Origin of the sequence: Sphaerisporangium flaviroseum (assembly GCF_039537005.1) — a bacterium.
GTDB classification, from domain to species: Bacteria; Actinomycetota; Actinomycetes; order Streptosporangiales; family Streptosporangiaceae; genus Sphaerisporangium; species Sphaerisporangium flaviroseum.
Window position 1 is genome coordinate 95,200 of sequence record NZ_BAAAZR010000010.1, and the last position, 25,367, is coordinate 120,566.

At 70.5% G+C, this 25,367-nt stretch carries 20 protein-coding genes; 14 read left to right on the forward strand and 6 right to left on the reverse strand.

What is annotated here, in order from left to right:
- The first annotated feature begins 126 nt into the window (after window positions 1-126).
- On the forward strand, window positions 127-2,877 hold the full coding sequence (locus ABD810_RS21245) for a DEAD/DEAH box helicase (protein WP_344942937.1): 2,751 nt from the start codon (window positions 127-129) through the stop codon (window positions 2,875-2,877).
- Between the two features lie 43 nt (window positions 2,878-2,920).
- Here ABD810_RS21245 and ABD810_RS21250 read toward each other — a convergent pair whose 3' ends face one another.
- The 3 genes from ABD810_RS21250 to ABD810_RS21260 are packed head-to-tail and all read right to left on the reverse strand — an operon-like array spanning window position 2,921 to window position 6,178.
- Window positions 2,921-4,321, reverse strand: coding sequence for an RNB domain-containing ribonuclease (locus ABD810_RS21250; protein WP_344942940.1), 1,401 nt, complete (start codon window positions 4,319-4,321; stop codon window positions 2,921-2,923).
- 32 nt (window positions 4,322-4,353) lie between these two features.
- Window positions 4,354-5,259: a 5'-3' exonuclease gene (locus ABD810_RS21255; RefSeq protein WP_344942943.1), complete on the reverse strand. Its 906-nt coding sequence runs from the start codon at window positions 5,257-5,259 to the stop codon at window positions 4,354-4,356.
- 4 nt (window positions 5,260-5,263) lie between these two features.
- On the reverse strand, window positions 5,264-6,178 hold the full coding sequence (locus ABD810_RS21260; protein WP_344942946.1) for a PP2C family protein-serine/threonine phosphatase: 915 nt from the start codon (window positions 6,176-6,178) through the stop codon (window positions 5,264-5,266).
- 145 nt (window positions 6,179-6,323) lie between these two features.
- Here ABD810_RS21260 and ABD810_RS21265 point away from each other — a divergent pair, with 145 nt between their 5' ends.
- From ABD810_RS21265 to ABD810_RS21305, 9 genes are all read left to right on the forward strand, one after another.
- Window positions 6,324-7,478, forward strand: coding sequence for a M24 family metallopeptidase (locus ABD810_RS21265; RefSeq protein WP_344942949.1), 1,155 nt, complete (start codon window positions 6,324-6,326; stop codon window positions 7,476-7,478).
- A 122-nt stretch (window positions 7,479-7,600) separates the two neighbouring features.
- A complete protein-coding gene (locus tag ABD810_RS21270; protein ID WP_344942952.1) occupies window positions 7,601-8,758 on the forward strand; it encodes an acyl-CoA dehydrogenase family protein in 1,158 nt (385 codons plus the stop codon).
- 193 nt (window positions 8,759-8,951) lie between these two features.
- Window positions 8,952-10,421: an SGNH/GDSL hydrolase family protein gene (locus ABD810_RS21275; protein ID WP_344942955.1), complete on the forward strand. Its 1,470-nt coding sequence runs from the start codon at window positions 8,952-8,954 to the stop codon at window positions 10,419-10,421.
- A gap of 439 nt (window positions 10,422-10,860) precedes the next feature.
- Complete coding sequence (locus ABD810_RS21280; protein WP_344942959.1) at window positions 10,861-12,189, forward strand: extracellular solute-binding protein; 1,329 nt, start codon at window positions 10,861-10,863, stop codon at window positions 12,187-12,189.
- Complete coding sequence (locus ABD810_RS21285; protein ID WP_344942962.1) at window positions 12,186-13,109, forward strand: carbohydrate ABC transporter permease; 924 nt, start codon at window positions 12,186-12,188, stop codon at window positions 13,107-13,109. Before ABD810_RS21280 ends, ABD810_RS21285 begins: the two co-directional genes overlap by 4 nt.
- A gap of 1 nt (window position 13,110) precedes the next feature.
- Entirely contained in the window at window positions 13,111-14,001 is an 891-nt protein-coding gene (locus ABD810_RS21290) for a carbohydrate ABC transporter permease (protein ID WP_344942968.1), read from the forward strand.
- Window positions 14,002-14,111: 110 nt separating this feature from the next.
- Window positions 14,112-15,611 carry a carboxylesterase/lipase family protein gene (locus ABD810_RS21295; protein WP_344942972.1) on the forward strand — a complete coding sequence of 500 codons (1,500 nt, stop codon included), beginning with the start codon at window positions 14,112-14,114 and terminating at the stop codon, window positions 15,609-15,611.
- A 100-nt stretch (window positions 15,612-15,711) separates the two neighbouring features.
- Window positions 15,712-17,052 (forward strand): amidase, encoded by a 1,341-nt coding sequence (locus ABD810_RS21300; protein WP_344942979.1) that lies wholly within the window; start codon window positions 15,712-15,714, stop codon window positions 17,050-17,052.
- A gap of 337 nt (window positions 17,053-17,389) precedes the next feature.
- Window positions 17,390-18,874 carry an alpha/beta hydrolase domain-containing protein gene (locus tag ABD810_RS21305; RefSeq protein WP_344942983.1) on the forward strand — a complete coding sequence of 495 codons (1,485 nt, stop codon included), beginning with the start codon at window positions 17,390-17,392 and terminating at the stop codon, window positions 18,872-18,874.
- A 147-nt stretch (window positions 18,875-19,021) separates the two neighbouring features.
- On the opposite strand, the gene ABD810_RS21310 is transcribed toward ABD810_RS21305, so the two are convergent.
- The 3 genes from ABD810_RS21310 to ABD810_RS21320 form a co-directional block, all read right to left on the reverse strand.
- On the reverse strand, window positions 19,022-19,648 hold the full coding sequence (locus ABD810_RS21310; protein ID WP_344942986.1) for a hypothetical protein: 627 nt from the start codon (window positions 19,646-19,648) through the stop codon (window positions 19,022-19,024).
- A gap of 195 nt (window positions 19,649-19,843) precedes the next feature.
- Window positions 19,844-20,572: a class I SAM-dependent methyltransferase gene (locus ABD810_RS21315; protein WP_344942989.1), complete on the reverse strand. Its 729-nt coding sequence runs from the start codon at window positions 20,570-20,572 to the stop codon at window positions 19,844-19,846.
- A 1,047-nt stretch (window positions 20,573-21,619) separates the two neighbouring features.
- Window positions 21,620-22,030: a RidA family protein gene (locus ABD810_RS21320; RefSeq protein ID WP_343983802.1), complete on the reverse strand. Its 411-nt coding sequence runs from the start codon at window positions 22,028-22,030 to the stop codon at window positions 21,620-21,622.
- A 46-nt stretch (window positions 22,031-22,076) separates the two neighbouring features.
- Between ABD810_RS21320 and ABD810_RS41290 the strand changes: the two genes are divergently transcribed.
- The 4 genes from ABD810_RS41290 to ABD810_RS21340 all read left to right on the forward strand — a co-directional run bounded on the left by ABD810_RS41290 (window position 22,077) and on the right by ABD810_RS21340 (window position 25,151).
- A complete protein-coding gene (locus ABD810_RS41290; RefSeq protein WP_344942992.1) occupies window positions 22,077-22,775 on the forward strand; it encodes a DDE-type integrase/transposase/recombinase in 699 nt (232 codons plus the stop codon).
- Between the two features lie 71 nt (window positions 22,776-22,846).
- A complete protein-coding gene (locus tag ABD810_RS21330; protein WP_344942995.1) occupies window positions 22,847-23,899 on the forward strand; it encodes a LacI family DNA-binding transcriptional regulator in 1,053 nt (350 codons plus the stop codon).
- Between the two features lie 201 nt (window positions 23,900-24,100).
- Window positions 24,101-24,220 carry a hypothetical protein gene (locus ABD810_RS21335; RefSeq protein ID WP_344942997.1) on the forward strand — a complete coding sequence of 40 codons (120 nt, stop codon included), beginning with the start codon at window positions 24,101-24,103 and terminating at the stop codon, window positions 24,218-24,220.
- Window positions 24,221-24,245: 25 nt separating this feature from the next.
- On the forward strand, window positions 24,246-25,151 hold the full coding sequence (locus tag ABD810_RS21340; protein ID WP_344943000.1) for a fumarylacetoacetate hydrolase family protein: 906 nt from the start codon (window positions 24,246-24,248) through the stop codon (window positions 25,149-25,151).
- Window positions 25,152-25,367 lie beyond the last annotated feature (216 nt).

Below are 25,367 nucleotides of genomic sequence, written 5' to 3' on the forward strand. Positions count from 1 at the left end.
CGATCAGGCGCGCGGCCGGCCTCGCCGCCGATGAGGCGGCCGTGGTCTCGTACGCGGGAGGGGGGCGGCCTGGAGCCTGGCACGCTCCGACAGGACCGGATTAGGGTTATCGGTAGGCTGAAGTGCATGACGACGCCTGCGGAACGCTATGCCGCCTTCCGTGAAAAGCATGCCCACAGCGGGCCCGCGCTCACATCGTTCCGCGGGCTGTACGACTTCGAGCTGGACGAGTTCCAGCTGGACGCCTGCCGGGCATTGGAGGCGGGCGACGGCGTGCTGGTGGCGGCCCCGACCGGTTCCGGCAAGACCGTCGTGGGCGAGTTCGCCGTGCACCTGGCCCTGGAGCAGGGCAGCAAGTGCTTCTACACCACGCCGATCAAGGCGCTGTCCAACCAGAAGTACAACGATCTCGTCCGCCGCTACGGCGCCAAGAACGTCGGGCTGCTCACCGGCGACAACAGCGTCAACGGCGACGCGCCGATCGTGGTCATGACCACCGAGGTGCTGCGCAACATGCTCTACGCCGGCTCCACGACGCTCGCCGGCCTGAGCCACGTGGTCATGGACGAGGTGCACTACCTCGCCGACCGCTTCCGCGGCGCGGTGTGGGAAGAGGTCATCATCCACCTGCCCGAGTCCGTGCGGGTCGTCGCCCTTTCCGCGACCGTCAGCAACGCCGAGGAGTTCGGCGAGTGGCTCGGCGAGGTGCGCGGCGACACCACCGTCATCGTCGACGAGCACCGCCCCGTGCCCCTCTGGCAGCACATGCTGGTCGGCGACAAGCTGTACGACCTGTTCGTCGACGAGGAGAACCGGCCCCGCATCAACCCCAGCCTCATACGGATCTCCCGGGACGAGCAGCGCCTGGCCCAGGCACGCGGCAAGCGCGGCTACTCCCGGCCGCGCCGCTCCGCCAACTCCGTCAGCCGTTCCGATGCCATCGAGAAACTGGACTCCGAGGGCCTGCTGCCCGCGATCACCTTCATCTTCTCCCGGGCCGGCTGCGACGCGGCCGTCCTGCAGTGCCTGCACGCCGGCATCCGGCTCACCACCGACAGCGAGCGCCACGAGATCCGGCAGATCGTCGACGAGCGCACCTCGCACCTTCCCGACGAGGATCTGTCGGTCCTCGGCTACCTGGAGTGGCGCGACTGCCTCGAGCGGGGCCTGGCGGCCCACCACGCCGGCATGCTCCCCGCCTTCAAGGAGGTCGTCGAGGAGCTGTTCACCCTGGGCCTGGTGAAGGCCGTCTTCGCCACCGAGACCCTGGCCCTGGGCATCAACATGCCCGCCAGGTCCGTCGTCATCGAGAAGCTCGACAAGTGGAACGGCGAGACCCACGCCGACCTGACCCCGGGGGAGTACACCCAGCTCACCGGGCGGGCCGGGCGGCGCGGCATCGACGTCGAGGGGCACGCCGTGGTCGCCTGGCAGCCCGGCATGGACCCCGTCGCGGTCGCCGGCCTGGCCAGCACCCGGACCTACCCGCTGCGCTCCAGCTTTCGCCCCTCCTACAACATGGCGGTCAACCTGGTCGGCCAGGTCGGCAGGGAGCGTGCTCGCACCCTGCTGGAGGCGTCCTTCGCCCAGTTCCAGGCCGACCGGGCGGTGGTCGGCATCGCCAAGCAGGTGCGGCGGGCCGAGGAGGCGCTCGACGGCTACTCCGAGGCGATGACCTGCCACCTGGGCGACTTCCAGGAGTACGCCCGCATGCGCAGGGAGCTGTCCGACCGCGAGGCCGACCTGTCGCGCCAGCGCGGTACGGCCCGGCGGGCGCAGGCCGTGCGCTCCCTGGAGGCGCTCAAGCCCGGTGACGTGATCCGGGTCCCTGGCGGCAGGCGCGCGGGCCTCGCGGTCATCCTCGACCCGGGCCTGACCATGCGCACCGAGGGGCCCTCGCCGCTGGTGCTGACGATCGGCAAGCAGGTCAAGCGGCTGTCCGCGGCCGACTTCCCCGTGCCGGTGGAGCCGGTCGAGCGCCTGCGCATCCCCAAGGGGTTCAACGCGCGGGCGCCCAAGGACCGCGCCAACCTCGTCGCGACCCTGCACGCCAAGATCGGTGACCGCGATCTGGGCCGCCCGGTCCGCGTGCGCGACCACGACGCCGACAGCATGCTGTCGCGCGGTGCCACGCCCGGCACCCCCGAGTGGGACATCGCCGAGCTGCGCCGCCGGCTGCGCGCCCACCCCTGCCACGGTTGCGACGAGCGCGAGGACCACGCCCGCTGGGCCGAGCGCTACTACAAGCTGCTCCGCGAGACCGAGGGCCTGCGGCGCCGGGTGGAGAGCAGGTCCCACGTGATCGCGCGCACCTTCGACCGGGTGTGCGGGGTGCTCGACCAGCTCGGCTACCTGGAGGGGGAGGCCGTCACCCCCGAGGGCCGCCGGCTCGCTCAGCTCTACACCGAGCTCGACCTGCTCACCGCCGAGTGCCTGCGCGCCGGCGTCTGGGAGGACCTGGACCCGGCCGAGCTGGCCGCGTGCGTCTCGTCCCTGGTGTTCGAGTCACGGCAGGCCGACGACGCGCGGCAGCCGAAGATCCCGGCGGGTGGCGCCAAGGAGGCGCTGGCCGCGACGGTGCGGATCTTCGCCGAGCTGGAGGACATCGAGCGCGACCACGGCCTGTCGTTCATCAGGGAGCCGGACTTCGGGTTCGCCTGGGCCGCCTTCCGCTGGGCCAAGGGCCACAGCCTGGACGCCGTGCTCACCGACGGCGACCTGGCCGCGGGCGACTTCGTGCGCTGGGTCAAGCAACTGCTCGACCTGCTGGACCAGGTCGGCAAGGCCGCCCCGCCCAGCAGCAAGGTCAAGCAGAACGCCTCCAAGGCCATCGACGCCCTCCGCCGCGGCGTCGTCGCCTACTCCTCGGTCGCCTGACGCGGCGCGGGTCAGGCCATGACCCGGGTGATCGGCGCGCGGGTCAGGCCACGGTGAACCGGACTTCCCGGGTGACCAGGTCCGCCCGCGTCAGCCGGACCTGGACCCGCTCACCGAGGGCCAGGCCCTCGCCGTCGCACTTGGCGACCACGGCCGGGTCGGCGACCTGCACGACCCCGCCGGGCTTGCCGTCGCCGACATCGACCACGACCGCCTCGAAGGTCTGCCCGACCCGGTCCCGCAGGACGAACGCCTCCACCAGGTCGACGCAGGCACGCTCGACGGCGGCCGCCCGGCGCCCGGTGCCCGCCATGAGGGCGGGAAGCCCTTCCAGGGCCTCCTGGACCGGCTCTGGCACCGGAACGCCCTCGGCGACGGCCAGGCACACCTCGGTGCCGTAGCGATCGACCAGGCGGCGCAGCGGGGCGGTCACGTGGGCGTACGGCGCGGCCACGGCGGCGTGGGTGGCGTCCTTGGGAGGCTCGCCGTTGAAGGCGGTGTACCCGGCGCCGCGCAGCAGGATCGTCGACTCCTGGAGGAACGCCGCGTTGCCGGGGATCTTGGGGTCGAGGTTGTGCACGACCACCCCGAAGCCCGCGCCCTCGGGCCAGGACACGCCCAGCGCCGCCGCGATCCTGCGGACCCGCGCGACCGTCTCCTGCGGGGCGGGGGGCAGCGTGCGCAGCACTCCCATCTCGGCGTCGAGCATCATCGCGGCGGCCGCCATGCCGGTCATCAGGGAGATCTGCGCGTTCCACGCCTCGGCGGGCAGCGGCGTGCGGAACTCGACGCGGTAGCCGTCGCCGTGGGGGACCACCTCCTGCTCGGGCGTGGGCAGCGTCACCCCGCCGCGTGCCCGTTCGAGCTCCAGGCGGAGCCCGCCGACGATCGGCAGCAGCCTTAGCGTGCCGTCGGCGGTGCCGGTGTCGACCGCCGCCTGCACGTAGTCGTAGTCGAGCCTCTCGCGGCTGCGCACCAGCGCCCGGGTGACGTCGGCTCCCACGGTCCGCCCGTCGGAGTCGAGGTCGAGGCACCACAACGCGGCCGGGCGGATGACGCCCGGCAGCAGGCTGGCCGCCCCCTCCGAAAGCACGGGCGGGTGCAGCGGGATGCGGGCGTCCGGCATGTACACGGTCTCGCCGCGCCTCCTCGCCTCGCCGTCGATCGCGCCCCCCGGCGAGACGAACGAGGCGACGTCGGCGATGGCGTACCACACGCGGTAGCCGCTGGGCCGCTCCTCGATGCACAGCGCCTGGTCGAGATCCATCGAGCCACGGGGATCGACGGTCAGCAGCGGCAGGTCGGTGCGGTCGGGCAGGGAGGGCGCCGCGGCGGCGGACACCCGATCGGCCTCCTCCAGCGTGGGGAGGGGGAACTCCTCGGGCAGCTCCAGCTCGCCGCGGATGCGCTCGAAGCCCTCGGCGAGCCGCGGCGCCTCGGACACAAGGATCGTTTTAGGACGCACAATCGAGGATCTTATGGGGCCAGCGTGGCAAGCAGGCGGTTCAAGGGGCCGTCGAGGCCGTAACGGTCGGCCAGGGCGACCAGCGCCTCGGGGTCGCGCGGCTTGGAAGGGCGGGCCGTGGTCACCTCGGGCAGCGGCGCGTCGTGGGCCACCTTCACCACGGCGGGGGCGACGGCGAGGTACTCGCGGGCCTTGGCGAGCTTGAGACGGCTGCCGGCGGGGAACCCGTCGGTCACCCCGTCGTCGAGGGCCTTGAGCATGGCTTCCAGGGAGCCGAACCTGGTGATGAGCGCGGCGGCCGTCTTGTCGCCGACCCCGGGGACGCCGGGGAGCCCGTCGCTCGGGTCACCCCGCAGGGTGGCGTAGTCGGCGTAGGCGCGGCCGGGGATGCCGTACTTGGCGGACACCTGCGCCTCGTCGATCACCTGGAGATTGCGAATCCCCTTTATCGTGTAAAGGACGCGGCACGGCTGATCGTCGTTCACGAGCTGGAACAGGTCGCGGTCGCCGGTGACGATCTCGACCTCCCCGGCGGCGCGCGCCGTGAAGGTGCCGATCACGTCGTCGGCCTCGTACCCCGGAACGCCCACACGGGCGATGCCGATGGCGTCGAGCACCTCTTCGATCACCGGGACCTGGGGGGCGAGGGTGTCGGGGATCTCCTCCTCGTGCCCGGTCGCGACCCGATGGGCCTTGTAGGAGGGGATCGCCGCCACTCGGAAGGCCGGCCGCCAGTCGGCGTCCATGCAGGCCACGATCTCGTCGGGGGAGTTGGCGCGGACCAGCGTGGCGATCATGTCGATCAGCCCTCTGACGGCGTTGACCGGCATGCCGTCGGGAGCGGTCATCGACTCCGGGACTCCGTAGTAGGCCCGGAAGTACAGCGATGGGGTGTCGAGAAGCATCAGCCCTGGCATGGGCCTATCCTTCCAGCACTCCCACGGCCAGCAGACAGATATCGTCCTCCGGATTGGGACCGCCCACCGACTCGACCAGCGTGTCGAGCCTCTCTTCCAGGCAATCGTCCCAGCTCAGCGTCTCGGCGGCGGCGACGGTGAGGGCGAGGCCCTCGTCGATGTCACGCCCGCGCCGCTCCACCAGGCCGTCGGTGAACAGCAGGAGCAGATCGCCGGGGCGCAGGTCGAGATCGCCCAGGGCGTAGGGCAGCTCCAGGCTCGCCCCGAGCAGCACCCCCTCGGGAGGGACGAGCTGCCGCGCGACGCCGTCGCGCACGAGGATCGGGGGAAGGTGGCCGGCCTGCGCCCAGGTGAACAGGCCGGAGAGGGGCTCCAGATGGCCGACCACGGCCGTGGCCGTGCCCTCGTCCATGCGGTGGAACACCAGGCCGTTGAGCCAGGCCATCAGCCGGTCGGCGGGCTCCCCGGTCATGGCGAGGCCCACCAGGGCATGGCGCAGCTGGGCCATCTGCGCGATGGCGGGCAGGCCGTGGCCGGCGACGTCGCCGATGGCCAGCAGCACCCTGCCGTCGGGCAGCGTGGTCGCCTCGTACCAGTCGCCCCCCAGGCTGGAGGCCTTCTCCGCCGGGACGTACCGCACGGCGATGTGGGCGCTCGGCAGGCGGATCGACCCGCCGGGATCGGGCAGGATGGCGTCGCGCAGGGCCAGGGACACCTGCCGCGCCTCGGCCGCCCGCTGGCGCGCGTCGAGGAGCTGCCTCCTGGACTCCGACATGATCCGCTGCGCGTGGGCGAGCCGCGCGCGCAGCCGCAGGATCGTCTCGGTGGTCGTCAGCGGCGCGGGGCCGTCGGGGAGTTCAGCCTCTCGGTCGTTCGGTGTGGGGAGGGGTGGCGGTGAGCCGCCCACTACGCCGACCATGTAGCAGCTCGCTCTCAGAACGCAGTGAAGTTGGAGTATTAAGGAACGGAACGTGATCGCCCCTATGCGAATAGTAGCCAGACCGGTGACCGTGTGAGGAGCGTTTCCCATGGCCGGAGGCATGGACCTGGGCCCATGACGGGTGATGCGGGCGGGGAGATACCGGTGGAATACATTGGTCGTTGTGACAACGACGTCGTCTGATCTTTACCCCGTGACCCGCGTGGCGGAGGTGCGCGAGGCCACCGCCGCCGCGGGCATCGACGCCCTGCTGCTGACCCCCGGCCCCGACCTTCGCTACGTCACCGGATACGACGCGCTGCCGCTGGAGCGGCTCACCTGCCTGGTGGTGCCGGCCCGCGGGGAGGCGTTCATGGTGGTGCCGAGACTGGAGCTCCCCGCGGCCGAGCACTCGCCCGCCGCGCGGCTCGGGGTGGAGTTCGTCCCCTGGGACGAGACGGACGACGCCTACTCCCTGGTCGCGGGCAGGATCGGACGCGTGGCCACCGTCGGGCTGGCCGACCGCATGTGGGCCATGCAGTCGCTGCGCTTCCGCGCCGTCATGCCGGGCTCCGAGCAGGTGCTGGCCGGATCGGTGCTGCGTGAGCTGCGCATGCGCAAGAGCCCCGCGGAGGTGGCCGCCCTGCGTGAGGCGGGCGCCGCCATTGACGCCGTCCACGCCCAGGTGCCCGGGTTCCTCAAGGCGGGCCGCACCGAGCGCGAGGTCGGCAGGGACATCGCCGAGGCGATCCTCGCCGCGGGGCACGCCAGCGTCGACTTCGTCATCGTGGGCTCCGGCCCCAACGGCGCCAGCCCCCACCACGAGCTGTCCGACCGGGTCATCGAGGCCGGCGATCCGGTGGTCGTCGACATCGGCGGCCAGATGCCGAGCGGATACTGCTCCGACTCCACCCGCGTCTACTGCGTGGGCGAGCCGCCCGCCGGCTTCGCGGAGTACTACGAGGTGCTGCGCCGCGCCCAGGACGCGGCCTGCGCCGCCGTACGGCCCGGCGCATCGTGCGAGTCGGTCGACGCCGCCGCCAGGCAGATGATCGCCGAGGCGGGCTTCGGCGACCACTTCATCCACCGCACCGGCCACGGCATCGGCCTGGAGACCCACGAGGAGCCCTACATCGTCTCGGGCAACACCGAACCCCTCGAGCCGGGATTCGCCTTCTCCGTCGAGCCGGGCATCTACCTGCCCGGCCGCCACGGCGCGCGCATCGAGGACATCCTGATCTGCACCGAGACGGCCGGAGAACGACTCAACAACCGGCCACGCGATCTGGTCATCGTGTGACCTGTGAGGTGACGCCCGTGCCATGCGAACCTCGGCGACCGGCCGCGCTGTGCGGCCATCCACCGTGTGACCGCAGTACCGACGCTCATGACAAGTGACCCCCTGTGACCCGGAGTGCATCGATGGCGGTCGACCGCGCCCTGCCCACCCCCGAGGCCCACGACCTGCTCGACCTGGTCCGGGACCTGATCGCCAAGGAGGTCGCGCCGCGAGCGGCCGGTGACGAGGCCGAGGGGCGGTTCCCCCGTGAGGTGTTCGCCACGCTCGGCCGTGCGGGGCTGCTGGGCCTTCCCTACCCCGAGCAGTACGGCGGGGCCGAGCAGCCGTACGAGGTCTACCTGCAGGTGATCGAGGAGCTGGCGGGGGCGTACCTCGCCGTCGGGCTCGGCCTGTCGGTGCACACGCTGTCCTGCTTCCCCCTGGCCTCCTACGGCACCGAGGAGCGGCGCGCCGCGCTGCTGCCCGGCATGATCGGCGGCGAGCTGCTCGGCGCGTACTGCCTGTCCGAGCCGCAGTCGGGCTCGGACGCCGCCGCGCTGACCACCCAGGCCGTGGCGGCGCCGGACGGCGGTTACGTCGTGGACGGCGTCAAGGCCTGGACCACCCACGGAGGCGTGGCCGACTTCTACACGCTGATGGCGCGCACCTCGGGCGCCGGGGCGCGCGGCATCTCCTGTCTCCACGTGCCGGCCTCCTCTCCGGGGCTGTCGTTCGGCCGCCCTGAGCGCAAGATGGGCATGAGGTCGTCCCCGACCGCGCAGGTGCGTCTCGACTCGGTACGGCTGGCGCCGGACGCGCTGATCGGGTCCGAGGGCGAGGGGTTCCGCATCGCGATGGCGGCCCTCGACGGGGGGCGGCTCGGCATCGCCGCCTGCGCGGTGGGCGTCGCGCAGGCCGCCCTCGACACCGCCACCTCCTACGCTCGCGAGCGCCGCCAGTTCGGCACGCGCATCGCCGACTTCCAGGGCGTGGGTTTCCTGCTCGCCGACATGGCCACCCAGGTCGCCGCGGCTCGTGCGCTGTATCTCGACGCCGCCCGGCTGCGCGACGCCGGAAGGCCGTACGGCACGCGGGCCGCTATGGCCAAGCTGTTCGCCACCGACATGGCCATGAAGGTCACCACCGACGCGGTACAGGTGCTCGGCGGCTACGGCTACGTCGAGGACTTCCCCGTCGAGCGCCTCATGCGCGAGGCCAAGGTCCTGCAGATCGTCGAGGGCACCAACCAGATCCAGCGCGTAGTGATCAGCCGGGCCCTCACCAAGGACGACGCGCGCTGACCCCTTCCGCATGGGGCCCGGCCGCGTGAACGTTTCATGGCGGAGGGGGCCCGCGAGCCGGTCGTCGGGAGCACCTTCCGCAGGGCGTTGACCAGGTGATCGGCATGGCGTACGTTGCCGCCTGAAACAGTTCGGGAATTTTTCGAAAGTTTCGGATCGTGGCCATCGACAGCCGTGCCGACAGGAGCCTCTGATGACGCGTCTCATGTCCGTGTTCCGCACCGCATGGCATGGCCGCCGTGAGGTCCTCCGTCGGAGGGTGAGCCGGTCGAAGCCGTCCCCGGTCGCGGGCGTGGGGCCCGCGCGGGACGCGTCCTCCTTCCTCAGGATGGTCGTCGTCGCGGCCGTCGCGGTCGCCGTCACCGCGGCCTCTCCGGCGCTCGGCGACATGACCGGGCGGAGCGGCCCCGGGACCCCCGGTGCCGCGGCCAAGGTCACCCCGAAGATGAACGGGCACTGGGTCAACACCTGGGTCTCGATGCCGCAGCTGACCGAACCGCACAACATGCCGCCGGCCCCGTTCACCCAGGACGGCCTGGTCCTCGCCGACAGCACGCTCCGGCAGACGATTCACACCTCCGTGGGCGGGCGGCAGATGCGGCTGCGCTTCTCCAACGCCTTCGGCGGCACGGCACTGCCCATCACGCGGGTCTCGGTGGCGCTTCCGGCCGGTGGCCAGGCCGGCGTCAGCGCCATCAAGCCCGGCACCTCGCAGGCGGTGACCTTCCACGGGCGGCCCTCCGTGGTGATCCCGGTCGGGGCGCAGGCGGTCTCCGACCCGCTGAACTTCGAGCTGGCCCCGCGGTCGAACCTGACGGTGACGGTCTACCTCGCGGAGGGGCAGAGCTCGAACGAGATCACCTCGCACCCCGGCTCCAGGACCACCTCGCACATGCTGACCGGCGACCATACCGATGACGAGGACCTGCCGGGGGCGGCCTCCACCGCTCACTGGTACTTCCTCAGCGGGCTGGAGGTGTGGTCCAAGCACACCACCACGGCGGTCGCCATCGTCGGCGACTCGCTCACTGACGGCAGAGGCTCCACCACGAACATGAACGACCGCTGGCCGGACCAGTTGCTCGACCGGTTGCAGGCCCACCCCGGCACCACCGAGATCGCGATCCTGAACCAGGCGGCCGGCGGCAACCGGGTGCTCAACGACGGCCTGGGCCCCAACGCCCTCGCGCGGCTCGACCGCGACGTCTTCGCGCAGAGCGGCGTCAGCTGGCAGATCGTCTTCGAGGGCGTCAACGACCTCGGCACGGCCGAGGCCACCGAGGCCGCCCAGAAGAAGGTCGCGGGCGACCTGATCGCCGCCTACGACCAGATGATCCTCCGGGCCCACGCCCTGGGCATCCGGGTGTACGGCGCGACGCTGACGCCGTTCGGCGGCAACGAGGCCTACGACGACGCCCAGGGATACCGGGAGGCGGCCCGGCAGGAGGTCAACCAGTGGATCCGCACCAGCCGCCGGTTCGACGCCGTGATCGACTTCGACCGGGCGGTGCGCGATCCGGCGGACCCCCGGCGGCTGGCGGCCGCCTTCGACGTCGGCGACCATCTGCACCTCAACCCCACCGGCTACAAGGCGCTCGCCGACGCGGTCCCGGCCCGCCTGTTCCGGTACGAGCCGCTTCCGTGGGGATTCGGCTTCCAGTGAGCCGCCCTGCCGCCGATGATCGCCGGTCCCGGCTTCGGCTCGATGCCCGGGGATGCCGTCGACGCGCACCATCACCGTCCGTCATCTCTCACCGAAACGTTTCGAGGACTGTTCGGCGGCGTACGCACGTGCGACCCCTGTGGCGCCGGCGGGCCGTTGACCCGGCGTACGAGCACCGAAACTCGATCGCACCTGGTGGATGAAGGGTGGTGACCGTACACGTTCGCGCGGGATGGTGTGACCCTTGACACACCATCCACCGAAATCTAGATTGGCGTGCCCCACGGTCATTTCATCATAATGCCGAAATGTTTCGGCCAGCAGTCAAGGAGAGAGTGGACCAGCGGCATCGGAGGGTGCTGATCCAGGCCCGCCGGCCACCGCGTCGACGACCAACGAGCCGTGGCCAGCCCTTGGCGTTTCGAGTACGGAGATCAGCGTGGAGCCCAGGACAACGTCTCGCCGCACCTTCATCAGCCTCTCCTTGGGCCTGCCCCTGGGAGCCGCGCTCGCCTCCTGTGGCAGCGCCGGGCCGGGCACCACCAGCGGTGGTGGCACCAAGGCCACCTACTGGTACCTCTCCACACAACCGGCGGAGGGCGTCCGCAAGGCCACCGTGGACCGGTTCAACAAGGCCAACCCCAACGGCCAGATCACCGCGACGCCCTTCCAGAATGACGCCTACAAGACCAAGGTCAAGACGGCGATCGGCGCCGGCCAGGCGCCCACGCTGATCTTCGGCTGGGGCGGCGGCACCCTGCGCAGCTACGTGCAGGCCGGCCAGGTCGACGACCTGACCCCGTGGTTGCAGCAGAACGCCGGGGTCAAGGACCGGCTGTTCGACTCCGCGTTCGGCGCCGCGACCATCGACGGCAAGATCTACGCGTTGCCGATCGAGCGGGTGCAGCCGATCGTCCTGTTCTACAACAAGAAGGTGTTCGAGCAGGTCGGCGCCAAGCCCCCGGAGACCTGGGGCGACATCATGGACCTGGTGCCGAAATTCAACGCCAAGGGCATCGCGCCGTTCTCCCTGGGCGGCCAGTCGCGCTGGACCAACATGATGTGGCTGGAGTTCCTCTACGACCGCATCGGCGGCTCGGAGGTCTTCCAGGCCGTGTTCGACGGCGAGAAGGACGCCTGGAACAACCCGGCCTCCCTGGACGCCCTGGGCAAGGTGCAGGAGCTGGTCAAGGCCGGCGGCTTCATCAAGGGCTTCTCCTCGATCACCGCCGACTCCAACGCCGACCAGGCGCTGCTGTACACCGGCAGGGCCGCGATGATGCTCCACGGAACCTGGTCCTACGGCGTCCTGACCGACCAGGGCGGCGACTTCGTGCCGAGCGGCGGCCTGGGGTACATGACCTTCCCGCCCGTGGACGGCGGCAAGGGTGACCCGAGTGACACCGTCGGCAACCCCGCCCAGTACCTGTCGATCTCCGCCAAGGCCACCCCCGAGCAGAAGGAGATCGCCAAGAAGTTCTTCGCCACCGGACTGTCCACCGACCAGGAGGTCAAGGACTGGATCGGCACCGGCTCGGTGCCGATCGTCAAGGGCACCGACAGCCTGCTGGCCGCCTCCAAGGACGCCGAGTGGCTGAAGTTCCAGTACGACATCGCCAGCAAGGCCAAGGTCTTCGCCCAGTCGTGGGACCAGGCGCTCAGCCCGACGGCGGCCGAGGTGCTGCTCGACAACATCGCCAAGCTGTTCCAGCTGTCCATCTCGCCCAAGCAGTTCGCGACCAACATGAACGCGGTCATCGGCAAGTGAGCACTCTCGCGGCCTCCACCCCGCGAGGAACGCCGCCCGCCGCCACGCGCGGCGGGGAGCGCTCTCTGGCGTGGCTGGGCCTCCCCGCGCTGATCTTCTTCATCGCGTTCGCGGTGATCCCGCTGGTCGGCGTCCTCGCGCTCAGCTTCACCACCTGGGACCAGGTCGGTGTCATCCAGCCGTCCGGCCTCACGAGCTGGCGCGCCGTCCTGACCGACCCCGGGCTCCCGCACGCGCTGTGGGTGACGTTCCTGGTGGTGGCCGTCTCCTGGGCCGTCCAGACGCCGATGAGCCTGCTGCTCGGGGTGTTCCTGGCCGGCGTCCAGCGCTACCGCGCGGTACTGGCCGTGCTCTACTTCATCCCGCTCCTGCTCAGCTCGGCGGCCATCGCCGTCGCCTACAAGGCCCTGCTCGACCCGAACTTCGGCCTCGGCGCGGGGCTCGGACTCGATCTGCTCCGCCAGGACTGGCTGGGAGAGGGCCACCTCGCCTTCAGCGTGGTGATCTTCGTGGTGTCGTGGCAGTACATCCCGTTCCACTCGCTGATCTACCAGGGCGGGGTGCGGCAGATCCCGCGGTCGATGTTCGAGGCGGCGCAGCTGGACGGCGCCGGGCGCGTCCGCACGTTCTTCAGCATCACCCTGCCGCAGCTGAAGTACACGATCATCACCTCCTCGACGCTCATGGTGGTGGGGTCACTGACCTTCTTCGACCTGATCTTCGTGCTGACCGCCGGCGGCCCGGGGGACGCGACCCGCGTGCTCGCCCTGGACATGTACAAGCGGGGCTTCCAGGCCAATCTCATGGGCCCGGCCAGCGCGATCGCCGTCATCCTCGTCCTGGTGGGCCTCGCCCTGGCGCTGCTTCTGCGCCGGCTCGGCGGGGGAAACGACGGCGCCAGCCAGATGGACGGTATCTGACATGGGGACGACCGTCATCGAGACCCCCGAGCGGACGGCCGAGCGCCGCGCCCAGGAGCGCGTCGGCAAGCCGACCCGCCGCCGCAACTGGCTGGGCGGCGCGGCCGGATGGCTGTGGCTGGCCATCGTCATCGTGCCGATCTACTGGATCGTCATCACCAGCTTCAAGGCCCAGTCGAGCTACTACGCGTCCAACCCGCTCGCGCCCCCGGTCGAGCCGACCCTGGAGAACTACCGGGCGGTCATCGAAGCGGACTTCGCGCAGTACTTCATCAACAGCGTCATCGTCACCGCCGGCGCGATCGTTCCCGCGGTGATCTTCTCGTTCATGGCCGCCTTCGCCATCGTGCGGAGCGGCGGCGGCCGCTTCCTGAGCGGGGTCAGGTGGCTGTTCCTCATGGGCCTGGCCATCCCGCTCCAGGCCGTGGTCATCCCGATCTACCTGATCATCATCCGGCTCCACCTGTACGACACCCTGCTGGCGATGATCCTGCCGTCGATCGCCTTCGCCATCCCGCTGTCGGTGCTGGTGCTGGCCAACTTCATCCGCGACGTGCCCAAAGAGCTGTTCGAGTCGATGCGGATGGACGGCGCGAGCACCTGGGTGATCCTCTGGCGCCTGGCCTTCCCGCTCACCCGCCCGGCGGTCGTGACGGTGACCATCTACAACGGGCTGCACACCTGGAACAACTTCCTGCTTCCCCTGATCCTCACCCAGGACCCGACCAAGCGGACGCTGCCGCTGGCCCTGTGGTCCTTCCAGGGCGACCACGGCGTCAACGTCCCGGCCGTGCTGGCCGCCGTCGTCCTGACCACCCTGCCCATCCTCGTCCTGTACGTCGTGGGCCGCCGCCAGCTCCTCAGCGGCCTCACGGCGGGATTCGGCAAGTGACCACTCCCGCCGCCGGTCGAGGCATGAGCGGCGCCGGTCGAGGGGACACGCCGTGAGCGGCGCCGGTCGAGGGGGTGCGCCGTGAGCGGCGCCGTTCTAGGGCAAGCGCCGTGAGCGGCGCCGGGCCGGAGGTCCGCGTCGCCGCGGGGAGGGTGCGCGGGCTCGTGGAGGACGGCGTGGCCGTCTTCCGTGGCATCCCGTTCGCGCGCCCGCCGGTGGGGGACCTGCGGCTGGCCGCGCCGGTGCCCGCCGAGCCGTGGGACGGGGTGCGCCCAGCCGTCGCGTTCGGCCCGCCGCCGCCGCAGTCCCAGATGCTGGGGCTGAGCCAGGCGGGGAACGACGGGAGCGAGGACTGGCTGACGGCCAACGTCTGGTCGCCCGACCTGGGCGCCCGGCTGCCGGTGATGGTATGGATCTACGGCGGGGCGTACATCTTCGGGTGGTCGGGGGACCCGGCCTACGACGGGGGCGTGCTCGCCCGGCACGATGAGGTCGTCGTGGTGACCTTCAACTACCGGGTGGCCGCCGAGGGCTTCGGGCACTTCGAGGGGGCACCGGCCAACCGCGGGCTGCTGGACCAGGTGGCCGCGCTCCGGTGGGTGCGCGACAACATCGCGGCCTTCGGCGGCGACCCCGACCGGGTCACCGTCTTCGGCGAGTCCGCCGGAGCCGGTTCCGCGGCGGCGCTGATGACGATGCCCAGCGCCGCCGGGCTGTTCCACAGGGTGATCGCGCAGAGCGTTCCCGGCCCGTTCCTGAGCACCGAGCTGGCCGCCGACGTCGCCCGCGCCGTCGCCGGTGAGCTCGGTGTGCCCCCGGTGGCGGGCGAGCTGGCCCGCGTCCCGCCGCAGCGGCTGATCGAGGCCGGGGACGCGGTGGCCGCCACGATGAGGGGGAACCTCCGCTGGGGTCAGCTCGCGCACACCCAGACCGCGTTCTCCCCGGTCGTGGACGGAGAGATACTGCCCGCGGCGCCGTGGCGGGCGCTGGCGGACGGGGTCGCGCGGGACGTGGAGCTGATCGCGGGCCACACCCGCGACGAGTACCGGCTGTTCATCGCCATGCGCGGCGACATCGGGCGGATCACCGAAGAGCAGGCCGCCACGGCGCTACGGGTGTTCGCCCCGGACCCGGACGCCTACCGCGCCGCCTACCCCGGTGCCGGCGCCGAGAGGCTGTACGAGCTGGTGTACTCCGACTGGCTGTTCCGGATGCCCTCCCTGCACCTGGCCCAGGCGCACCAGGCGGGCGGCGGGCGGGCCCATCTCTACGAGCTGACCTGGCCGGCCCCCGGCATGGGCGGCGAGGTGCTCGGCGCCTGCCACGGCCTGGACGTGCCGCTGACCTTCGGCAACCTGGCTGCAGGGGGGCTAGGGCTGCTGATCGGAGGTTCCCCCTCCCGCGAGACGGCCGATCTGTCGGCCCGCGTCCGCGCCGCGTGGACCGCCTTCGCGGCGACCGGCTACCCCGGGTGGCCGGCGTACGAACCGGAGGGCGGGCACACCTGGGTCATCGACGCCAAGCCGGAAGTCGCGGCATACCCCGAGAACACCTCACGCGCCCTGTGGGCCGAACACACCTTCGGCCCCCTTCCGCTGTGCGCGGGCTGACGGCCGATGCTCGGACGACCGGGGCGCCGGTCTCCCGTAACCTGCTGTCCATGACAGCGTGTGCCACGCCCCACACCCCCACGCCGGCTGACCCGGCGACGTGACCGGTAACCGCGGCTTCTTCGCCGGCCGTACGATCGCCGACCTCGGACGTGACCTGTCCGCCGGACTCCTGTCCGCCGCCGACCTGGTCGATCATGCCCTCGACTCGATCACCTCGCTCGACCGGGCGTTCAACGCCTTCGTGACCGTCGGCGCAGACGCGGCGCGTCTGGCCGCCCGGCAGGCGGACGCCGAACGTGCTGCCGGAGTCCACCGTGGTCCGCTGCATGGGATCCCGGTCGCGGTCAAGGACATCATCGACACCGCGGGAATGGCGACCCGTATGGGCTCCGCGCACTTCGACGGCCACATCCCCGGCCAGGACGCCGCATGCGTGCGGCGACTGCGCGACGCCGGCGCGATCATCGTGGGCAAGACCACCACCCACGAGTTCGCGTACGGCCCCACCGGCGACCGGTCCCGCAACGGTCCCTCGCGCAACCCGCACGACCCCGCGCGGATGACCGGTGGATCCAGCGGTGGCAGCGCGGCGGCCGTGGCGGCGGGAATGGTCCCCCTCGCGGTCGGCACCGACACCGGTGGCTCGGTTCGCATCCCGGCGGCGCTGTGCGGCGTCGTGGGCTTCAAGCCCGCGCACGGCGCGGTGCCGGTGGACGGGGTCTTCCCGCTCGCGTCGTCTCTCGACCACGTCGGGGTGCTCGCCGGCACGGCCGAGGACTGCGGGCTGGCTTTCGGCGTCCTGGCCGGCGAGGCGCGGGTGCCCTCCCCGGGCGACACGGTCTCGCCTCGGGTCGGCTGGCTGGCCACCGACTCCATGGCCCTCGGGGACCCAGCCGTAGGCGACCTGGTCAGGGCCGCGTTCCCCGACAGCGAGGAGGTCGCGCTGACCGGTGTCGCCGAGCTGTACCAGACGTACGCGGCGATCCAGGGCAGCGAGGCGTACGCGGTGCACGCCGACCGGGTCGCGCGATCACCGCAGCTGTTCGACCCCGAGGTGCTCGAACGGCTGCACCTCGCGGGAGCGATCCCCGGCTGGCGCTACGTCCGCGCGGTGGAGGCACGCGAGAGCTTCCGGCGGCGAGCCGCGGCGCTCCTCGACCGGTACGACCTGCTGGCGCTGCCGACCGTAGCCGTCGTGGCACCACCGGTGGGCGCGCGTGTCCTCGACATCGGCGGCGCCCAGGTCCCGGTCCGCGACGCCCTGCTCTCCTTCACCAGCCCGTGGAACCTCGCGGGGCTGCCCGCGCTGAGCGTCCCCGTGGGCACCGCCGGCGGCCTGCCGGTCGGCGCCCAGCTCATCTGTCGCACCGGGCGGGAGGAGACGCTCTTCGCGTACGCCGACCGCCTGCGGGCGGCCTTGGCCGGGCCGCGGGGATGAGCGGGCGGCTGACCGATACGGCTGGTGGGGCGTCGGGAGGAGCGGGTGGTTGACCGGTGTGGTTGGTGGAGCGTCGGGATGAGCGGGCGCTGACCGGTGCGGCCGTCGGGAGAGGATCGAGCGGTTGACCGGTGCGGCCGTCGGAGAGGATCGAGCGGTTGACCGGTGCGGCCGTCGGAGAGGATCGAGCGGCTGACCGATGTGGTCGGCGGAGCGTTTGATCCATTGACAGGTGGGTTGACTAGAGGAAAGCTCTGTAACAGCTGCGCATTCTGGTGTGGCATGGACATATCCCACGCCGGGTGCGGACGTCGCCGGAGTACTTCGGAGGTACGTCGTGATCGGTTCCCCTCGTCCGTCCCGCCGTCACCTGCGGCCGATCCGGCGGCGGGCCGCCGGAGTGATCCTCACCGCGCTGGCACTGGTGGCCGCCGGCAACGGATCGGCGGGTGCGGCCGGCACCCGGCCGGCCTCGACGGCACCCGGGGCGGTGGCCTCGCCCACCGTCAGCGGCCCGGTGACCGCGGGCGTCCACGGGTTCCCGTTCACCGCCTCATCGGTCGACCTGCGCTCGCACGGGTACGCCGAGCAGGAGTACTTCTTCTCCGGCACCGCCCGCGCCTTCACCTCGGATGTGCCGTTGACCAGCGACGGCAGATGGCAGGTGCGGGAGGGTGCCACGGCGCCCTACAAGTCCCGGATGCTGGTGCGTGCGCCCATGGATCCGAAACGGTTCAACGGCACGGTCGTCGTCGAGTGGCTCAACGTCAGCGCGGGGCGCGACATCGACGTCGACTGGGACTTCGGGTACAACCAGCTCCTGCGCGACGGCTACGCCTACGTCGGAGTCACCGCCCAGACCGTCGGCCTCAACGCTCTGCTCGCGTGGGACCCGGCGAGGTACGGCTCCCTGAACATCCCGTCCGACGACTACTCCTACGACATCTTCAGCCAGGCCGGCCAGGCATTGCGCTCGAACGGCCCGCGTAGCCCGCTGCGCGACCTGCGCGCCAGGCACCTCATCGCCGACGGCGAGTCGCAGTCCGCCGGCCGCCTGACCACCTACGTCAACGCCGTCGCGCCCTCCGCCAAGGTCTATGACGGCTATCTCATCCACAGCAACGGCGCCACCGGGGCCCTCCTGTCCGGCACGCTGCGCCCGCCCACGCCGACGTTGCTCCGCACCGATCTCGCCAGGCCGGTGCTCAACTTCGAGACCGAGACCGACGTGCTTGCCCATCTCCCGGCACGGCAGCCCGACGACGGGTACCACCGCCTGTGGGAGGCGGCCGGCACGGCTCATGTGGACAACGACGTGCTGACCTTGATGGGCTACCAGGGGCATCGTCAGACACCGCAGTCGGCCGACCCGTCCTGCACGGCGTCGCGCAACACCGCTCCGCAGAGCTACCTGTTCGACGCCGCCTACGCCGCGCTACGGGCGTGGGTGCGCTCGGACAGGCCGCCGCCGATCGCGCCGCGCATGCGGATCAACGCCGAGGGCACCGACGTGGCCAGGGACGCTTTCGGCAACGGCCTGGGCGGGATCCGGCTGCCGCACCTCGAGGTGCCCACCGCGACGCTGACCGGAACCGGCAACGGACCCGCCGACACCAACCCCATATCGGCGTTCTGCCGTCTGTTCGGGACGACCACCCCGTTCGACGCGGCCACGCTCGCCAGGCTCTACCCCACCCACGCCGCCTACGTGCGGGCGTTCGGCGCGGCGACCAGGAAACTCGCCGCCCAGGGCTTCCTGCTTCCCTCCGGCGCACAGGCCGCCCTGTTCACCGCCGAGCAGGCACCGGTACCCGGCGATTGACCCGACGCGCCCGTCAGCCTGGACCCTGCCCGTTACGGTGTTCAACCGCCCATCCAGCAGTCGCACAGGGGATCGACGCGGACGCGGTCTCGCCCCGTACGGCCCGAAGCCCCGCCTCTCTCGCCGAGACGGGGCTCTGAACCAGGGTTAGTCGCGGGTCATGTACCACTTGCCGTTGGCCGACACGCTGACGTACTTGGTGCCCGCGGGGATCCGCACCTTCCCGCCGACGGCCCCGATCTTGTTCACGAGTAGGTCCGGGTTCCCCGCCAGGGGGAACGCGTAGATTGCGAAGTGGCCGTCTCCGGAGTGCTTGTACCGAAGCGTGCGCAGCCCGCGGGTGGGGGCCTTCAGCTTCACCACCTTGTCGCCCTGGTTGCGGACGGTGGCCGTCTTCCACAGCGGGGCGTGGGAGATCGGCCGGACGACGGCCTTCCAGTCACCGTCGGCGTTGATCTCGAACGCGCTGGTCTTGCTCCAGCTGTAGACGTTGAACACGTTGGTCCCGGAGTAGTCGCCGATCGTGTTGACGACCAGCTCGCTCTGCTTGCCGCCGGGCTTGAGCGCCCACACCACGAAATTCTCCTCCCCCCGGTGGGTGAGGGTGATGATGGCGCGGGCCTTCGTCGCGGTGATGCGGGCGACATCGTCACCCTGCCCGGAGAACGTCTTACCGGCGGCGGCCTGGGCGGCGGGGGCGGCCGACGCCGGCGGGCTTATGAGCACGACGCCGAGCAGGGCGGCGGAGACTACGAGCAGACGGGGTACGCGCATTGAAGTGACGCTCCTGAGCGTAGAGGGACTCTTACTCAGCGTAGGACGCGAGAGGTGGAGGATCAGGTGACAGCCATGCGGATCGAGTCGTAGTGACAGACGCGCCTCGAATGCGGGGGCAAGCTGGATGGCTCTGTATTCAGGACCCGCCGGGTCCATGGCGCGTCTCGGGAAGGCGGTCGGCGGGCGGGGCGCTCAGGTCGTGCGCTGGGAGATGAACACGAACTCGCGACCTGGGCGATCAGCGGCTTCTCGCACATCCAGCACTCGGTATCCGTGGGCGACAAGGCTCGACTCCATCTCGTCGCGCCCGCGGAACCGGAGGGTGGATTCGGAGGTGACCACCGCGCCGTCCGACCAGAACCTGTAGGTGTAGCGGAAGGAGACGAACGGAAGGCTCACGTCGGTGATCTCACGACGCTGCTCTACCAATCCGCTCCCTGGGATTTCGAGGGTCACCTGAGCGGCGTCAGCGGCCCATACTTCCCAGGCCCGGCGTTCGGGACGCCTGGTCTCGAAAACGAAATGGCCGCGTGGACGAAGGGCGGCGTGGATGCCCTGGAGAGTTCGTGTCCAGTCGTCATCGGTGAGGAAGACCTGCGCCACGTTTCCCGTCATCACCGCGAGATCAGCGCCAAGCGCCGGCACTGTCGTGGCGTCGCCGTGTACCCAGGTGATTCGTGTGGTTCGATCCTTCGACTTCGCGACTTCAAGTGATGCCTCGGCCGGATCGACGCCCACGACGGTGCGGCCGCTCTCAGCCAGCAGCAGCGCCAGGCATCCTGTGCCGCAGCCGACATCGAGCACCCGGTACGCACCTAACTCATCGGCGATGTCGAGGTAGGCGGCCAGGTCATCTCGGTCTCCGTCGAAGACATCGTAGATGGATGCGAGGCGAGGATGGGCAAAGATCGCATCAGGCACCCGGCGACCATATCCACGTACAAGCGTCCCGGCGACGGCCTTTTGGCCGCCACTGGTGCACTCATGCCGCGTAGCGTTGACGTCGCCCGTAACTTCGTCTGGCAGGGCGACGGCCGCGGCCGAACTTGTCTTCGCTCCGACGCAATCTATGGCTCGCGCTCGCGGCCGGATGTCGCAGATGTCGCAGCTCAGCCTCCCACCTGCCCCGTGTCCGTTTTCAAGGTGGAGTCGAGCACTGACGTCTTTGCTCTCCCGACTTGGTCGGGAGGTAGCGCAGCCAGGTAGGCCGCCAAGACGGCGCTCGCCCAGGTCGCCCGGACCACCGACCACCCTGGCGACGTTCTTCGGCTACTACAAGAACCTCGGCGGCAAGGCGACCGGCCGCGGCACCGCCCCCGTAATGGGGCAGTGCGTACACCGATCCACGCTGGCGGGTCGAAGCGATCTGCGTCGCTCCTCCACTGCCGCACGACGTGGACGATCACCTCCGGCGGGCGACGGCCGCGCTCGTGTCGGCGAACCTCGCACCGAAGCCGCCGGTCTGGTGTGGCGACGTGCACCAACAAGGCGATGGCACGTATCACCAGATCGAACATGAGGGTGGCCACATTCTCGTCAGCACTCTCGGGCGATTCGTCACCGGCGGTGACGGGAACGTCAACGTCGCCGCGCGGAGCGCGCTCGAAGCGGCCGGCTTCCGCTGGATCGATGAGACGCTCGGCTATATCTGCGTCACGGGGCTCTGCGTCTACTACTTCGGCCACCGTGGACCGCGGCGTGCACACCCTGCTCTTCTACTGGCAGGACTGACGGCTGCGGTGACACCGCGGCGGGCTGAGCACCAAGATCCACCTGGTTGCCGACCGGCACTGCCGTCCCCTCGCGCGGATCATCAGCCCTGGCGTCCCGGACGGCGGCGGGACACCGGGCCGGGTACCGCCACGCCAGCCCCGCCGTACCAACCGAACGCTCCGACCGGGGTTTGCCACTCCGCCGCACAGATGCAGCCCTCACGATCACCACGACATGGCCAGCGCGGCCTTGCGCTCAGGAATCAAGTACGGCGGCGACTGCTTCGATCTCAACGAGCTGGTCGGCATAACCAAGCACGGTGACTCCCAACAAGGTGCTCGGTACGTCATGGTCACCGAACGAGTCCCGGACCACCTCCCAGGCAGCCACCAAATCCTCCCGCCTGGTGGAGGCGACGAGAACCCTTGTGCTGATGACGTCCTGCAATGATGCGCCAGAGGCAGTGAGAGCCGCCTGCATATTCTCGATGGCTTTCGCTGCTTGGCCTGCGTAATTTCCAATTGCTGCCGTCGACCCGTCCTCGTTCAGGGGACACGCACCGGCGAGGAAGATGAGTCGTGACTCGGCGGGCGCCGTGGCCGCGTAAGCGTACTGGGCGACGTCGGACAGAGAAGCGGCGCGGATCAAAGTAATGGCGCTAGGCATAACCATTCAGTTCCCTTCACATCGGGTACAGAGCGATCATCCTGACATGGGCATCCTGATTGCCGCCTCCTGTTTTCGCAGGCCAAGCCGCCCGTACCTCGCGCCCGCCCATTGTCACGCCGCTGCACAGCACAGATACAGGCCTACGATCGCCACTGCGTGGTCGGACACCCTATGTGGTCGGGGGCGATCGAAGGTCCAGGGCTTCGTTCCTGATGGCGGTGCGGGAACGTTCCCTGGTCCGGTCGGGGTGGTGGATGCCTTCTTGGCACGACAAGCGGTGGAAGCGGTACGAAAAGCAGCCGCCCGGCCACCGAGTGTAGATCGACGTCAAGTTCATCGAGCCGATCGCCGGCGCCACCGTCCGCAAGGGCGGGCGCAACAAGTACTACCATTCACCGCGATCGACGACTGTACCCGGCTGCCGGTGCTGCGCATCTATCCCCAGCTCGACCAGAAGACCGCCATCCAGTTCCTCGACTACGTGCTGCAACGCCTGCCCTTCCAGGTGCAGGTCATCCAGACCGACAACGGGGCGGAGTTCCAGTCGGACTTCCACTGGCACGTGCTGGACAAGGGCATCGCCCACACCTACATCAAACCGCGGACACCCCGCCTGAACGGCAAGGTCGAGCGCTCCCACCGCATCGACGCGCGGCGCGGGCGCCGATCCGGCATTCTGGGCGACCTTGATCAGAATTTCAGCCCGATATCCGGGCAAACCGGTGAAACAACCAAGAGTTAGGTTGGCGTTCTCCGTGACCCATACGATAGTGACTACGACAATGAAGCCAAGTTTCGGCGATGGAGCGAGCATTGGGGTCTGACTCGATCGAACGGCGGGTCACCGTCGCCGACATCGCCGCCGAGGCCGGGGTGTCGCGCGCGACCGTGTCGAAGGTGCTCAACGGTCGTTCGGACGTCGCGCCGGTGACCCGGGCCCAGATCGAGGCCATGCTGGTCGCGCGCGGATACGTCCCCACCAAACGCACCAAGCGCGCCGTGACGGCCGTCAGCCGCGGCGGCCTGATCGAGATGCTGTTCAACGACGCCAGCACGCCGTGGGCCGCCGAGATGATTCACGGGGCCGAGGAGGCGGCGCGGGCCGTACGCATCGGGATCGTGGTGTCCGTGCTCGACAGCGGCCCTGGACACGGCCGGCAGTGGCTGGAGGACATCGCCGAGCGGAGCCCACGCGGGATAGTCCTCGCGCTGTCCGAGTTGTCGGCGGCCGATCACAAGCGCATCGCCAAGCTGGGCGTGCCGGCGATTCTCGTCGATCCCGTCGGCGACTCCGACCTCGACATCCCTTCGATCGGCGCGGGCAACTGGGGCGGCGGGATGGCCGCCACCCGGCATCTGATCGATCTCGGCCACCGGCGCATCGGGCTGATCACCGGGCCGATGCGCTTTCTGTGCAGCCAGGCGCGGCTGGCCGGATACCGGGCGACGCTGGAGCGGGCGGGGATACCGGCCGACGACGCGCTCATCGAGCACGGCGACTTCCACTACTCCTCCGGCCTGAAACTGGCGCTCGCCCTGCTCGACCAGCCCGACCCGCCCACGGCCATCTTCGCGGCCAACGACGAACAGGCGCTCGGCGTCTACGCCGCCATCCAGCGGCGGGGCCTGTGCGTGCCCGACGACCTGAGCGTCGTGGGCTTCGACGACGTGCCGATGTCGCAGTGGGTCACGCCGCCCCTGACGACGGTCCGGCAGCCCATCGCCGAGCTCGCCGCCCTGGCCGTCCGGACACTGCTCGCGCACCAGGACGGCACCGACCTGCCGGAGGGCCGGGTCGAGCTGTCCACGAAGCTGGTGGTGCGCGGGAGCACCGCGCCCGTGGCCCGCCGCCGTGCGAACCTCTGATCACGTCCTCGGTTGTAGTTTCGGTCTGTATGAGACGAGTTTCGATACAGTGGCCTGGCCCTCCGGAGAGCTACCGCGCGCTCAAGCAGGTGCGCGACCGGGTGCGGGTGCCGGTCTCGGTGGGCGAGCGGCTGCACACCCGGTGGGACTTCGTCCCGGTGTTCGAGGAGGGGCTCGCGGACTTCGTGATGTCGGCCGGACGTGACCTGGACCGGCGGATATCCGAGCTCAAGAAAGATCGCCTCGGTGGCCGAGGCCTACTACGTTCCGGTCTCGCCCCACGACGCGAGCGGGCCGGTCAACTTCGTCTTCGGCGGTTGAGCGCGCCGGTTCGGGAAGGAGTCAGGTGAACATCGTCAGGTACCGAACGCGGCATTCCGCGGAACCACGGGTCGGCCTGCATGACGTCGAGGGGGTCGCCGAGCTGGTGGGCGTCGCGTCGCTCGCGGAACTGTGGGCGCTGCCGCTGGCGCAGTTGCGCGCCCGGCTGGCCGACGGCCCGCTCGGCGACCGCGTGCCGCTCTCGGAGGTCGATCTGCTGGCGCCGGTCGATGGCCGCACCGAGGTGTGGGGCGCGGGCGTCACCTACGAGAGCTCGCGCGAGGCCAGGGTCGAGGAGAGCGAGCAGGCCGCGACCGTCTACGAGCTGGTCTACGACGCCGAGCGGCCGGAGCTGTTCTTCAAGTCGGTCGGGTGGCGGGCCGTCGGCCCCGGCGGGCGCCTGTCCATCCGTCCCGACTCGGCCGTGGACGTGCCCGAGCCCGAGCTCGCCCTGGTGGTGAACCGCCTCGGGGAGATCGTCGGCTACACGGTGTGCAACGACATGTCCTCGCGCAGCATCGAGGGCGAGAACCCGCTCTACCTGCCGCAGGCCAAGATCTATTTCGGGGGCTGCGGCCTCGGCCCGTGGATAAGGCCGGCCTGGGAGATCGATGATCCCTACAGCCTGACGATCGGGATGACGATCCACCGGGACGGCAGCCCGGTATGGAGCGGTGAGACCAGCACCGCGCGGCTGCGCAGGCGGCTGGACGCTCTGGTGTGGTACCTGATGCGCAACGACGTGCACCCCGACGGGGTCGTCCTTTCGACCGGCACCTGCCTGGTGCCGCCGTCGCCGTTCACGCTCGCCCCCGGCGACGTGGTCGAGATCGGCATCGGGGACGTGGGCACGCTGCGCAATCCCATCGTGCGCGGCAACCCCGACGATCCGGACAGCCCGGCCTTCCCCACGGAGACATCGCTGCGATGACGGCACAAGCACGGACCCCCGAACCCCACAAAGACATCACCGCGATGACGGCGCGAACCTAGACCCCCGAACCGTTGCGCTGGGCGATCAGCGGTATCCGGGCGAGTGACCTGCCGGGGCGGCCCCGCCAAGCGCTGCCGCCCCGGCCCGGTCAGACGGTGCCGCTCCAGCCCCGCGAAGCAGTGCCGTCCCGTCCCGCCAGGCGGTGCCGCCCCC

Excerpts from the sequence above, each read along its gene's own strand:
- ABD810_RS21275 (WP_344942955.1), top strand. The coding sequence starts at position 8,952 with ATGACGCGTCTCATGTCCGTGTTCCGCACCGCATGGCATGGCCGCCGT.
- ABD810_RS21270 (WP_344942952.1), top strand. The coding sequence starts at position 7,601 with ATGGCGGTCGACCGCGCCCTGCCCACCCCCGAGGCCCACGACCTGCTC.
- ABD810_RS21245 (WP_344942937.1), top strand. The coding sequence starts at position 127 with ATGACGACGCCTGCGGAACGCTATGCCGCCTTCCGTGAAAAGCATGCC.
- ABD810_RS21290 (WP_344942968.1), top strand. The coding sequence starts at position 13,111 with ATGGGGACGACCGTCATCGAGACCCCCGAGCGGACGGCCGAGCGCCGC.
- ABD810_RS21255 (WP_344942943.1), bottom strand. The coding sequence starts at position 5,259 with ATGCCAGGGCTGATGCTTCTCGACACCCCATCGCTGTACTTCCGGGCC.
- ABD810_RS21320 (WP_343983802.1), bottom strand. The coding sequence starts at position 22,030 with ATGCCTAGCGCCATTACTTTGATCCGCGCCGCTTCTCTGTCCGACGTC.
- ABD810_RS21260 (WP_344942946.1), bottom strand. The coding sequence starts at position 6,178 with ATGGTCGGCGTAGTGGGCGGCTCACCGCCACCCCTCCCCACACCGAAC.
- ABD810_RS41290 (WP_344942992.1), top strand. The coding sequence starts at position 22,077 with ATGGGCATCCTGATTGCCGCCTCCTGTTTTCGCAGGCCAAGCCGCCCG.
- ABD810_RS21265 (WP_344942949.1), top strand. The coding sequence starts at position 6,324 with ATGCGGGCGGGGAGATACCGGTGGAATACATTGGTCGTTGTGACAACG.
- ABD810_RS21310 (WP_344942986.1), bottom strand. The coding sequence starts at position 19,648 with ATGCGCGTACCCCGTCTGCTCGTAGTCTCCGCCGCCCTGCTCGGCGTC.